Below are 11,201 nucleotides of genomic sequence, written 5' to 3'. Positions count from 1 at the left end.
GGACCATCAACGAAGCAGAAGGCCCCCTGGCACCAAAACAGAAACGGTGGGCACAAACAGTCGCCCAACACATCACCGCCACCAGAAAACGCGTGCGTGAAGAAGCCCAACACCTCAAACAAGAACTCGACGACTACGCACAACAACAAGCCAAAACCAAAGCCAACACCGAAGCCGAAACCCAGACCAACACCGACAACGGCGAGGACATCCCCTTCTAAACCCCGAGTCGTCGAATCAAACGACGACACCACTCCAAACAACCGCAAGGACAAGAAACCAAGAACACACCCACCGTCGAAAAGAACGACGACTGTATCACTCAGCCCTAGTCAGGTCTCCCCTGCTGCAGGCAGGGCCGCCGGCGTGGTTTCGTCATGCTCGTTTATATGGGGCGAATGCAGATCTACATTGCTTCAGTACCTGTCGATGACGTTGCTCGCGCGCACGACTTCTATGTCAATACGCTCGGCTTTCGAGCCAAGGACGATGTAACCCACGGAGACTTTCGATGGCTCACGGTGACCAATGCTGAAGGTCAAGGAAATACGCAGCTCCTCCTCGAGCCGAAGGCCCACCCGGTGTCCAAGGACTACGCAGCAGCGCTCAAGGCCGATAGCATTCCTGCCACCCAGTTCTTGTCCGCAGACGTGGAGAAGGAATATAGGGAGCTCACTGAAAAGGGCGTGGATTTCACTATGGAGCCCACCGACGTCGGCCCCTCTATCATCGCTGTCTTCGATGACACCGTAGGAAACCTCATCCAACTTGTACAGCTTAAGAGATAGCGAAATTGTCGCGTCCAGTTTCTTCCGCTTCCATCGTCGCAATCATCACCGCTGTATGTATCATGCCGCTGGGCGGATGCGCGGATCGCGGCGCGGATACGTTACCGGCGCCGCTGGTCAGCACGATTCCGTCGAGCACAAGCACCGCCGATGCACCGCAGCAGTCCAATGACACGCTGGCTCCTCTTCCCGGCAGGTAGCCAATGCCGCTGCTTTTAAGGAAGCGCTTTTCTCAACCTGGGAATCGAAGGCACCCCGCGGCCTTCCACGCCTGAGCTTGAAGAAAAATATATGAAGCCGGGAACTACACCTGGTGCCGGCGTGGTGAGCGAAGTCGTATACACCACCTCATTCGAGGCACAATCCCAACTGGTCATTGGCCTGAAAAAGAAGACGCCGTACTCGGTGACTTTCCTTGAGCACCCCAAGCGCTTGGTACTCGACTTCCAAGAATAGCGGCCGCGGCAACGCTAAGGGCCCTGCCTCAGCTACTTAAGCGCTGGATGGCAGGGCCCTCGTCCTAGTCGTTCCTAGGTGATCTGAGGATTAGTCCTCCTCAACCGGAACCAGGGAAATCTTGCCGCGGTTATCAATGTCCGCGATTTCAACCTGGATCTTGTCACCAACGTTGACGACGTCCTCGACCTTTTCGATGCGCTCGTCGCCGCCCAGCTTCGAGATGTGCACCAGGCCGTCACGGCCCGGGGTCAGGGAGACGAAGGCACCAAAGGCCACGGTCTTAACCACGGTGCCAAGGAAACGCTCGCCCACCTTGGGTAGCTGCGGGTTAGCGATGCCATTTACTCGCTCAATAGCTGCCTCAGCGGCTTCGCCGGTAGCGGCAGAGATATACACCGTGCCGTCTTCCTCAATGGAGACATCGGCACCGGTCTCCTCGGTGATGGCGTTGATGGTCTTGCCCTTCGGGCCAATGAGCTCACCAATCTTGTTCACCGGAATGGTCACAGAGGTAATGCGCGGAGCCAGGCCAGACATCTCATCAGGGCCTTCGATGACCTCAGCCATGGTGTCAAGGATGGCGGCACGGGCGTCGCGGGCTTGCTCGAGGGCGTCGGCAAGCACGTGCGAAGGAATGCCGTCCAACTTAGTATCCAGCTGCAGCGCAGTGATGAACTCGGAGGTGCCGGCGACCTTGAAGTCCATATCGCCGAAAGCGTCCTCAGCGCCGAGAATATCGGTGAGCGCCACGAACTTTTCCTTGCCATTGACCTCACCGGAAACAAGGCCCATGGCGATACCTGCCACCGGTGCCTTCAGCGGAACGCCCGCGTTGTAGAGGGACAGGGTGGATGCACAGACGGACCCCATGGAGGTGGAACCGTTGGAGCCGAGGGCCTCAGAAACCTGGCGGATGGCGTAAGGGAAATCCTCGCGGGACGGGATAACCGGCAGCAAGGCACGCTCAGCCAGAGCACCGTGGCCGATTTCGCGGCGCTTCGGGGAACCCACTCGGCCGGTCTCACCGGTGGAATACGGCGGGAAGTTGTAGTGGTGCATGTAGCGCTTGGACTCCACTGGGGTCAGGGAGTCGACCTGCTGTTCCATCTTGAGCATGTCCAAGGTGGTCACACCCAGAATCTGGGTCTCACCGCGCTCAAAGAGGGAGGAACCATGGGCGCGCGGAACGAGATCGACCTCAACGCCGAGGTCGCGGATATCGGTGACGCCGCGGCCATCGATGCGGAACCCTTCAGTGAGGATCTTGTTGCGGACGATGGCCTTCATCACGGCGTTGAAAGCATTGCGGATCTGCTTGGAGGCATCGGCCTCATCGAGGTCATCAAAGTCCTCGATGAGCTGTGCCTCAACCTGCTCCATGTAGTCATTGGTAGCATCGTCGCGGTCCTGCTTGCCCGGGATAGTAAGCAGCTTCTCCAGCTTCTTGGAGGCAGCCTTTTCGACAGCAGCGTAGACATCATCCCCATAGGCCGGGAAGAGCGGGAATTCCTGGGTCTCCTTGGCGGCGCGCTCGGCCAGGCCTGCCTGCGCTTCGCACAGGGTCTTAATGAAAGGCTTGGCAGCCTCAAGGCCCTCAGCCACGGTGGATTCCTGCGGAGCCGGGGCACCTTCCTTGATGCGCTCGGCCACGTTCACGCCGGCGCCCGCCTCCACCATCATGATGGCAACGTCGTCCTTGCGGCCCTTCTTCACGATGCGGCCGGCAACGACCATCTCGAAGAGAGCACGCTCGTGCTGCTCGTTGTTCGGGAAGGCCACCCACTGTCCCTTCGGGTGCTTGTCATCGGCAATCAGCGCCATGCGCACGCCACCCACCGGGCCAGAAACCGGCAGACCGGAGAGCTGAGTGGAGGCAGAAGCACCGTTGATGGCAACGACGTCGTAGTACTCCTCCGGGTCCATGGAGAGGACCGTGACAACGACCTGAACCTCGTTGCGCAAACCCTTCACGAAGGTCGGACGCAGCGGGCGGTCGATGAGGCGGCAGGCCAGGATAGCTTCGGTGGAAGGACGGCCCTCGCGGCGGAAGAAGGAGCCCGGGATCTTACCCGCGGCGTACATGCGCTCTTCCACATCCACGGTCAGCGGGAAGAAGTCGAAGCCCTCACGCGGCTGGTTGGAAGCGGTGGTCGTGGACAGCAGCATGGTGTCCTCGTCCAGGTAGGTGGTCACGGAGCCACCAGCCTGTCGAGCAAGCTGGCCCGTCTCAAAACGGATAGTACGGGTGCCGAAATCGCCGTTATCCAGGGTGGCGATGGCCTCGGTAATGCCGTAGTCCTCGTCGATTGCGAACTCGACGGAGTTGTTCGATTGATTCTTAGCGTTCTTAGCGCTCATGTATGAAACTCTCCTTGGAGCTGTCATGGCGATCTTCGGTGCCGCCTCTTCTTCGATGTTTTCTGACAACGCCCAAGGATTTTAGCAGATGGGACAAGAAAACCCCCGCACACAAGGTGCGGGGGTTGAAAAGTTCAGCGCTTAGCGGCGCAGACCCAGGCGAGAAATCAGGTCGCGGTAACGGTCAACGTCGTTAGCGGCCAGGTACTTCAGCAGGCCACGACGGCGACCAACCATGAGCAGCAGACCACGACGGGAGTGGTGATCGTGCTTGTGATCCTTGAGGTGCTCGGTCAGGTTGTTGATGCGGGAAGTCAGCAGCGCAACCTGTGCCTCCGGGGAACCGGTGTCGGTCTCGTGCAGGCCGTACTCCTTGAGGATTTCAGCCTTCTTCTCGGTGCTCAAAGCCATGGAAAAATCTCCTATTGTATTTCAGTCCACATGAAATGTTGCGCCTGAAAGGCGCTGCCCGTGACTACTGTGGACCGCAGTCAGCAAGCCGAAGTAGAAGTATAGAGGCTGCCCAGCTTCGACATCAAATCCTCGACGAAGCGCGCGTCGTCGACAGCAACGGCCACGCGGGTGGTGGGATTGTTTAGGCGCTCAGGGTCACCGATGGTGCGTCCGTTCTCCTCACACCGCAGATTGAGGTCGAGGCATGTGACCAGCGAAAGATCCGCTGCCACTGCCACCGCCAAGGGATCGTGGAGCCCACAACCGCCGAGGTGCGGAGACGTCGTTTTGTAGGCGCGGATGTAGTAGTCCACGATGTCCGCGTAGATCCGGCCCGTCCGCGTGCCTCGCCACTGCTTCGTATGCTCCCTGGTGAGCAACGTGCGCAACGTGACGTCGAGCCCCACCATCGTGAGGTTCTGTGCATGACGGAAGACATAGTCCGTGGCTTGGGGATCTTGGAAGACGTTGGCCTCGGCATAAGGAGTGACGTTTCCGGGCACGGTTAGCGCGCCGCCCATCATGACGATGCGGGCGTTGCGGGCAAAGTCCGGGTCCTCGCGCATGGCGGCTGCAATGCTTGTCGACGGCCCCGTCGGCACTATAACCAGGTCCTCGCCATGCTCGCGGACCGAACGGACAAGAAAGCCCACCGCATCCTCGTAGGCTTTGCGCCGCGGCGGAGGCAAGAGAACCTCGCCGAGGCCATTGCGTCCATGAATGAACGCCGAAATGGGAGCCACGCTAAAGCCCGGCCGCGTCGGGCCGGAAAAGACGGGGACGTCCGAGGCGTCGAGAAGCTCGAGCAACGCCAGCGAGTTGCGCACTCCCAAGGCCACCGGCACGTTGCCATAGGTGCCGGTGACCCCGATCAGCTCGAGGTCAGGGTGCGCAACGGCATAGGCGAGCGCAAGGGCGTCGTCGATTCCTGTGTCGAGGTCGAGGATGATCTTCATTTAGGCCTCACGGGCAAGAATCTCACGAACTCGGGCGACGTCGCGCTCCATGGCCGCTAGGAGCTCCTCAACGGAGTTGAATTTCTCCATGTCGCGCACGTGATCGACAAAATGCACGGTGGCCTCGTGGCCGTAGAGGTCGGCGTCGCGGTCCAGCACGAAGGACTCCACAGAGCGCTCCTCGTCGCCGAAGGTGGGGTTTGTGCCCACCGAAATGGCCGCTGGATAAGGAACACCGGGCTCCATGTCTCCTTCCAAAGGGGCGCCGGTGGGCTCGACCACGAACCAGCCCGCATAGACGCCATCGGCTGGGATAGCGACGGATTCCGGGAAGTACTGGTTGGCGGTCGGGAAACCGAGTTCCTTTCCGCCGCGTCCTGCACCGCGCACGACGGGCCCAGTCACCGTGAAATGACGTCCCAGCGCCCAATTCGCGCGTGCAATATCGCCCTTGGCAAGAGCGGCGCGGATGTTGGTGGAGCAGACGCGCTCGCCGTCGTCGTCAAGCAAGGGCACGATGTCAACGCCGAAGCCGAACTCGGCTCCGAACTCCGCCAGCGCCGCCGCCGTACCAGCCGCGCCCGCGCCAAAGGTGAAGTTCTCCCCCACCACGACGTGTTCCGCATGCAAGCGCCCCACAAGGAGGTCCGTCACGTACTCGCGCGGCTCAACGCCCCGGAGCTCCTCAGTGAAATCGATGACGAGCACGGCCTCGATGCCCATTTCTTCCGCCAGTTGCATGCGGCGCTCAAAAGTAATGACGGACAACGGCGCGCGCTCCGGAAGGAACACCGAAACTGGGTGCGGATCGAAGGTCACCATGACCGCACTATGACCGTGTTCGCGCGCGTGCTCGACGGCCTTCGTCACGAGCTGCTGGTGGCCGCGGTGTAGGCCGTCGAAGACGCCAATTGTCACCGACGTCGGACCGAGGTCAGCGGGGATGCTATCGATTCCGTACCAAATATCCACGGGCACCATGCTATCCCACAGCAGACGGTGCCCTAGACTGCAGGGCATGACTGATCCGCTCGAACGTTCTGGCCTCGTGGTCGTCGACAAGCCCGCCGGCATGACCTCGCACGATGTCGTGGGAAAACTACGGCGCTTCTTCCACACCCGCAAGGCGGGGCACGCAGGCACGCTAGATCCCATGGCCACGGGGGTGCTCATCGTGGGCATTGAGCGTGGCACCAAGTTCCTCGCCCACATGGTGGCCTCCACCAAGGCTTACGACGCCACGATTCGCCTCGGGATGGCGACCCACACCGACGACGCGGAGGGGGAACCAACGTGGGGCGAACCGGCAACCGCTGTGGAAGATTCAGCCATTGCGCAGGAAGTTGATGCCTTAACCGGCGATATTATGCAGCGTCCGGCAGCGGTGTCCGCGATCAAAATCGATGGCAAGCGTGCCCACGAACGGGTGCGTGCGGGCGAAGAGGTTGAGATTCCAGCGCGCCCCGTCACGGTCAGCCGCTTCGATATCCTCGATACGCGGCGCACCGGAGAGTTCATTGATCTGGACGTGTCGGTGGCCTGTTCTTCGGGTACTTACATCCGCTCGCTGGCGCGGGATTTGGGAGAAGCACTCGGCGTCGGCGGACATCTCACCGAGCTGCGCCGCACGGAGGTAGGGCCTTTTACGCTTGACGACGCCCTCCCCCTCGACACCCTCGAGACCTCCCCGAAGCTGTCCTTGAGCCTCGACGAGGCGCTCGCCCGTAGCTATCCGGTCTTGGAGGTCACCGATGACGAGGCTCAGGCCTTGGCCATGGGTAAGTGGCTGGAGCCGCGTGGGTTGAAAGGCACCTACGCGGCCGTCGATCCGCAGGGCCGATCCGTCGCCCTGATCAAAGAGAAAGGCAAGCGCCTGGCCACGGTTTTTGTCGCTCGCCCCTCCACTCTTTAGTTCTCAAAATTGAGCGCCGGGACGGCGGCGGCGACGATGACATAGCCGTCCCGAATGATCCAGTGGCCGGTAATAAACGGCACCGGGGTCGGTCGCGCTAGGAGGTAGGAGACTAAAGTTCCGTCGAGGCGCAAGTCAATTTCGGCCTGATCGAAATCGAGCCACCGCCGCGTCATGGGGAACCACGTCTTGTAGGTGGCTTCCTTCGCGCAAAACAACAGGCGGTCCGGGCAGGAGATGCCCGCCGCGCGGAGGCGGGACAACTGCGGCATCTCCCCTGGCCGGGCGATCATCGTCAACACGTGTTCCGGCAAGGGCTCCGCTGGCTCGGCGTCGAGTCCCATCGAGCGGACGTGTGTGGTGGGCGCTGCCACCGCCGCGCGCAACCCCTCGGTGTGCGTCATCGATCCCGTGTAGCCCTCCGGCCACAGCGGCATGCCCCGCTCACCGCGCAGAATAGGTTCGTCGCCGGTGTAATTAAGCTCCTTCAGCGCGCGGTGAGCGCACCAGCGGGCATCCCCAAATTCCGACTTGCGGACGTCCACGGCCTGCGAGACCACAGCGCGCTCCTCTGGGGATAGGTGGTGGAAATTGAGGAGATTAGTCATCGACTCATCCGTGCGCACATAGCAGTAGCGCGCAGACTCTGGGAAGAGGAAAGGCTCAAGCATGCTCGGCCCTCCCCGTCGTCTCATCGATGGTGAGCACCGGATACGGCCACTGCTGGAGGCCACCGTGTGCCTGCCATTCACGCGGATACCCTAGCGAAACCTCGATGTGGTCCACGCCGTCGATATTGGCACGGTTTGGCATGTGAAGATGTCCATAGACCACGGCTTTGGCGTTGTAGCGCCGCGGCCACGAACGCGTGTGGCGGGTACCGCACCACAAGGCCACTTCGGGCCAGCGCAAGTAGAGGGTCGGCTCCTGGACCAATGGCCAGTGATTGATGAGGACGGTCTCCCCTTCCACCCGGGACAGGCGCTTAATTGAATAGGCCAGCCGGTCCCAGCACCAAGCACGCACATCGACGAAGGGGGCGATGGCGAATTCATCGGTCATGACGATTTGCTTTTGCTTTGCGCTCGCAAGCTCTTGTTCGACCGTGGTCCCCGGCGGGCGAAAGCTGTAATCGTACAGCGTAAACAGTGGGACGACGGTCACCCCTCCGAAGACCGGATAAGGATCCTCTGGGGTGATCACGCCGATCTCACGGCAGCCTTCAACAAGCCGGTCGTATTTTGCGCGCCCCTTAAATGCATCCTGTCCCCGAGAAAAAAGCTCATGGTTGCCGGGCACCCAAATGACGGTGGCATAGCGGTTCTTCAGCCGCGCCAAGGTGTTGATCACCAGGTCAATGCGCTCGGCGACGTCCCCTGCGACAATCAACCAGTCATGGGGATTCGGCGGCACGAGTTCATCGATGCGCTCACCGTTGACACGCACCGCCGCGTGGAGATCGGAGACGGCCCACAGAGTGGTCATAATGCCTCCTTCACACGAACATTCCCTCTACTTCTACCACAGGCTTAGACCCGCGCCCACCGCATCGAGCGAAAGCGCCAGACGACGCCCACCATGCGGATGAAAATGAACGCGGCGATCCCGCCCCATACTCCACTAAGCCCGGTGCCTAGAGCAAAAGCCAACCAGACGCCGGGAAGGAAGCCTAGAAGTACCGACGCCAAGGTAAGCGTGCGAAGAAACGCTGCATCCCCAGCGCCGAGGAGAACGCCGTCCAAGGCGAAGACCACCCCGCCGATGATGACGAGGAAAGTCATAACCCACCAAGGTCCGGAGAGCACCTCGAGGACTTCCGGGCTCGTGGTGAAGATCCGCGGGATGATCCCGGAACCAAGCGCAAGAATCACAGCAAGTCCAAGGGAGAAGGACGTCGAGTAGAGCGTCACCTTAGTACCCACCGTGCGGGCATAACGCGCTGAGCCTGCACCCAGTGCCGCGCCGGTCAAGGCCTGGGCGGCAATTGCCAGGGAATCCAGCACAAGGGACAAGAAGTTCCACAACTGCATCAAGATTTGATGCGCGGCCAGTTGTGCGGTTCCGATGCGCGAAGCCACAGCTGCTGCGGATAGAAAGGCCACTTGAAAACTCAACGAGCGCACAATGAGATCGCGCCCCAGCACGAGCTGCCGGCGTACGACGCGCCAGCGAACTTCCCACGAGCCGGTATGTTCGCGGCGCAGTTCCCTGAGGAAGAATGCCGCGATGATTCCCATCCCCAACACCGTGGCTAAGGCGGACCCCTGCAGCCCCCACAAGTGCACGAAAATAGGCACTGCACTAGCGCCAGGAATCATACCGGCGAGTGTGAAGTACAAGGGCTTGCGGGTGTCTTGTACACCTCGCATCCAACCGTTACCAGCCATCGTGATGAGGGTAAAAGGAATCGCGATGGCGGCGATGCGCAGCCACTGTGCGGTTCCCTTCGCCGTTTCGGGGTTGCCGGTCAACCAGGAGGCAAAAACCCCGGCGAAGAGCCACATAAGGACCGCTAGGACCAGGCCGACGCCGACCGCAACCCACGTGGCCTGAACACCTTCGGCTACAGCTTCCTCACGTTTGCCTGCGCCGAACAAACGCGAAGCACGCGCGGTAGTGCCATAGGACAGGAAGGTCAGCTGGGTAGTGACCACCGAATGGATCGTGGCCGCAGCCCCCAGCGAGGCCAGATCCTGCGCGCCCAACCGTCCCACGACCGCGGTGTCCAAAAGCAAATACAGCGGCATGGCCGCTAAGACACCCAAAGCGGGCACGGCAAGACGGAAGACTTCCGCCGCAGAAACCTTGACGGGTTGCTCGGAAGCCATTTAAGACAACACACCTACCAGCTGCGCAATAACCTCCTCAGGCGTGCCGTGCGCGGTATAGCCGGCGGCTGGAATATGGCCTCCTCCGCCAAAGGTGAGGGCCACCTCGGCACAGTTCACTGCTGAGGAGCGCAGAGACACCGCCCACACTTCAGGGGCCTGTTCCTTGAACACAACCCCGATGTCTGTGCCTTTCAAGGCGCGGACATAGTCGACGAAGGACTCGATCGCGGAATCTGCGTGCGTACTGACTTCCTCATGCGGCACGAAGAGGACAGCGAGTCTGTGCTCTCCCGCTGCTTCGATCCTGAGGTCCGAGAGGACGCGACCGATCATCTGCAGGTCATCGGCGGTGCTGGCGTCCATAAGCTCCAACGCGATCTGCTTGGTATCAAGCCCATAGAGCATCAGGCGCGCGGCAATATCGTGCATCGCTGGGCGGCCCCACCGGAAGTTACCTGTGTCGGTCACTAGCCCGGCGTACAGACAGTGCGCGATGACGCGATCAATCTGAATGGACAGCCTATCTAAGATATCGAGCAACACCACCGTGGTGGACTCGCACACCGGATCCACAACATTGATCGCACCAAAGCCGTCGTTCGAGGCGTGGTGATCGATGCACAGGACGCGCCCAACGGCCGCCATCTCCTCAATGCCCCGTGCTACCGATCCGGTCCGGTCGATCGATCCGCAGTCCACAGTGACATAAAGGTCATAGCCCTGCGGGAGCTCATCTACCAACTCGATTTCATCCACGGTGGGAATCGAAAACAGGTTGGCGGAAATGTCTCGGCGCTGGCCAATCACGGTGCGGGTCTGCTTACCGCGCTGACGAAGCGCCAACGTGAGGGCCGCCGCTGAGCCAACAGCGTCGGCGTCGGGGCGCAAGTGGGTGATGATGCAAATGCTGCTGGCCTGTACCAGCGCATCAACTGCGGCTTCGTAGTTGGTTCGTGACACTTAGTCTTCTTCCTCATCCGAGGTCTTATATGGGTTCGCGTCCCCAGCCGGCTTCGCGCCTTCCTTCAGCTTGGCCAACTCCGCATCGCGTGCGCGTGCGCGTGCGAGCACATCCTCCATGTGAGCGGAGGCTTCAGGGACGGTATCGAGCTCAAAAGACAACGTCGGGGTAAAGCGAACGGACAGCTCATCACCCACGATCTTGCGCAATTGGCCCTTGGCCCTTGTGAGTGCTTCGGCCGCCTGGTCAAAATTCGGCTCAGAATCAATATCCGTTCCGCGCACCGTGTAATACACGGTGGCATCGTGCAGGTCACCCGTTACGCGGGCATCTGTGATGGTTACCAGTTCAAGGCGGCGATCCTTAATCTGGCGTTCAATCGCACTCGCAACGATTGTCTGAATGCGCTTAGCCATGCGTGCGGCGCGTGCGTGATCAACCATGGTGAAGCTCCTTTGCGTACGGTTACTGGCAACTAGTCTA

Annotated in this window: 13 protein-coding genes and 1 pseudogene; 5 read left to right on the top strand and 9 right to left on the bottom strand. The window is 60.7% G+C overall.

Annotated elements, in window-relative coordinates; translation table 11 throughout:
- The 4 genes and pseudogenes from HMPREF2698_RS13240 to HMPREF2698_RS12940 form a co-directional block, all read left to right on the top strand.
- Positions 1–221, top strand: a pseudogene (locus tag HMPREF2698_RS13240) (HNH endonuclease); the annotation flags it as partial.
- A gap of 177 nt (positions 222–398) precedes the next feature.
- Positions 399–788 (top strand): VOC family protein, encoded by a 390-nt coding sequence (locus HMPREF2698_RS05955; RefSeq protein ID WP_070562875.1) that lies wholly within the window; start codon positions 399–401, stop codon positions 786–788.
- 5 nt (positions 789–793) lie between these two features.
- Positions 794–988 (top strand): hypothetical protein, encoded by a 195-nt coding sequence (locus HMPREF2698_RS13235; RefSeq protein WP_141748929.1) that lies wholly within the window; start codon positions 794–796, stop codon positions 986–988.
- Between the two features lie 91 nt (positions 989–1,079).
- Positions 1,080–1,244 carry an AMIN domain-containing protein gene (locus tag HMPREF2698_RS12940; protein ID WP_227485663.1) on the top strand — a complete coding sequence of 55 codons (165 nt, stop codon included), beginning with the start codon at positions 1,080–1,082 and terminating at the stop codon, positions 1,242–1,244.
- Positions 1,245–1,334: 90 nt separating this feature from the next.
- On the opposite strand, the gene HMPREF2698_RS05950 is transcribed toward HMPREF2698_RS12940, so the two are convergent.
- From HMPREF2698_RS05950 to HMPREF2698_RS05935, 4 genes are all read right to left on the bottom strand, one after another.
- Entirely contained in the window at positions 1,335–3,605 is a 2,271-nt protein-coding gene (locus tag HMPREF2698_RS05950; protein ID WP_070562872.1) for a polyribonucleotide nucleotidyltransferase, read from the bottom strand.
- A gap of 141 nt (positions 3,606–3,746) precedes the next feature.
- Entirely contained in the window at positions 3,747–4,016 is a 270-nt protein-coding gene (gene rpsO / locus HMPREF2698_RS05945; RefSeq protein WP_010190317.1) for a 30S ribosomal protein S15, read from the bottom strand.
- Positions 4,017–4,096: 80 nt separating this feature from the next.
- Positions 4,097–5,014: a nucleoside hydrolase gene (locus tag HMPREF2698_RS05940; protein ID WP_070562869.1), complete on the bottom strand. Its 918-nt coding sequence runs from the start codon at positions 5,012–5,014 to the stop codon at positions 4,097–4,099.
- Entirely contained in the window at positions 5,015–5,995 is a 981-nt protein-coding gene (locus tag HMPREF2698_RS05935; protein ID WP_070562866.1) for a bifunctional riboflavin kinase/FAD synthetase, read from the bottom strand.
- 37 nt (positions 5,996–6,032) lie between these two features.
- On the opposite strand from HMPREF2698_RS05935, the gene truB reads away from it, so the two are divergent.
- Positions 6,033–6,926, top strand: a complete 894-nt coding sequence (gene truB / locus HMPREF2698_RS05930; RefSeq protein ID WP_070520118.1) for a tRNA pseudouridine(55) synthase TruB — start codon at positions 6,033–6,035, stop codon at positions 6,924–6,926.
- Here the strand turns inward: truB and HMPREF2698_RS05925 are convergent.
- The 5 genes from HMPREF2698_RS05925 to rbfA are packed head-to-tail and all read right to left on the bottom strand — an operon-like array spanning position 6,923 to position 11,161.
- Positions 6,923–7,597, bottom strand: coding sequence for a 4'-phosphopantetheinyl transferase family protein (locus HMPREF2698_RS05925; protein WP_070520116.1), 675 nt, complete (start codon positions 7,595–7,597; stop codon positions 6,923–6,925). The two genes, truB and HMPREF2698_RS05925, sit on opposite strands and share 4 nt — an antisense overlap.
- Positions 7,590–8,411, bottom strand: coding sequence for a metallophosphoesterase family protein (locus tag HMPREF2698_RS05920; RefSeq protein WP_070520114.1), 822 nt, complete (start codon positions 8,409–8,411; stop codon positions 7,590–7,592). The genes HMPREF2698_RS05925 and HMPREF2698_RS05920 overlap by 8 nt, the downstream gene beginning before the upstream one ends.
- Before the next feature lie 44 nt (positions 8,412–8,455).
- Positions 8,456–9,754: an MATE family efflux transporter gene (locus HMPREF2698_RS05915; protein ID WP_070520112.1), complete on the bottom strand. Its 1,299-nt coding sequence runs from the start codon at positions 9,752–9,754 to the stop codon at positions 8,456–8,458.
- Positions 9,755–10,717, bottom strand: coding sequence for a DHH family phosphoesterase (locus tag HMPREF2698_RS05910; protein ID WP_070562863.1), 963 nt, complete (start codon positions 10,715–10,717; stop codon positions 9,755–9,757).
- Entirely contained in the window at positions 10,718–11,161 is a 444-nt protein-coding gene (rbfA, locus tag HMPREF2698_RS05905) for a 30S ribosome-binding factor RbfA (RefSeq protein WP_070520108.1), read from the bottom strand.
- Positions 11,162–11,201 lie beyond the last annotated feature (40 nt).

Origin of the sequence: Corynebacterium sp. HMSC072A02, from assembly GCF_001810085.1 — a bacterium.
In the GTDB taxonomy this organism is placed as follows: Bacteria; Actinomycetota; Actinomycetes; order Mycobacteriales; family Mycobacteriaceae; genus Corynebacterium; species Corynebacterium hesseae.
This window is presented reverse-complemented; position numbering and strand designations above follow the sequence as displayed.

What these genes read in the sequence shown, in the direction of transcription:
- HMPREF2698_RS05955 (WP_070562875.1), top strand. Translation starts at nt 399, where the DNA reads ATGCAGATCTACATTGCTTCAGTACCTGTCGATGACGTTGCTCGCGCG.
- HMPREF2698_RS12940 (WP_227485663.1), top strand. Translation starts at nt 1,080, where the DNA reads ATGAAGCCGGGAACTACACCTGGTGCCGGCGTGGTGAGCGAAGTCGTA.
- HMPREF2698_RS05950 (WP_070562872.1), bottom strand. Translation starts at nt 3,605, where the DNA reads ATGAGCGCTAAGAACGCTAAGAATCAATCGAACAACTCCGTCGAGTTC.
- rpsO (WP_010190317.1), bottom strand. Translation starts at nt 4,016, where the DNA reads ATGGCTTTGAGCACCGAGAAGAAGGCTGAAATCCTCAAGGAGTACGGC.
- HMPREF2698_RS05940 (WP_070562869.1), bottom strand. Translation starts at nt 5,014, where the DNA reads ATGAAGATCATCCTCGACCTCGACACAGGAATCGACGACGCCCTTGCG.
- HMPREF2698_RS05935 (WP_070562866.1), bottom strand. Translation starts at nt 5,995, where the DNA reads ATGGTGCCCGTGGATATTTGGTACGGAATCGATAGCATCCCCGCTGAC.
- truB (WP_070520118.1), top strand. Translation starts at nt 6,033, where the DNA reads ATGACTGATCCGCTCGAACGTTCTGGCCTCGTGGTCGTCGACAAGCCC.
- HMPREF2698_RS05925 (WP_070520116.1), bottom strand. Translation starts at nt 7,597, where the DNA reads ATGCTTGAGCCTTTCCTCTTCCCAGAGTCTGCGCGCTACTGCTATGTG.
- HMPREF2698_RS05920 (WP_070520114.1), bottom strand. Translation starts at nt 8,411, where the DNA reads ATGACCACTCTGTGGGCCGTCTCCGATCTCCACGCGGCGGTGCGTGTC.
- HMPREF2698_RS05915 (WP_070520112.1), bottom strand. Translation starts at nt 9,754, where the DNA reads ATGGCTTCCGAGCAACCCGTCAAGGTTTCTGCGGCGGAAGTCTTCCGT.
- rbfA (WP_070520108.1), bottom strand. Translation starts at nt 11,161, where the DNA reads ATGGTTGATCACGCACGCGCCGCACGCATGGCTAAGCGCATTCAGACA.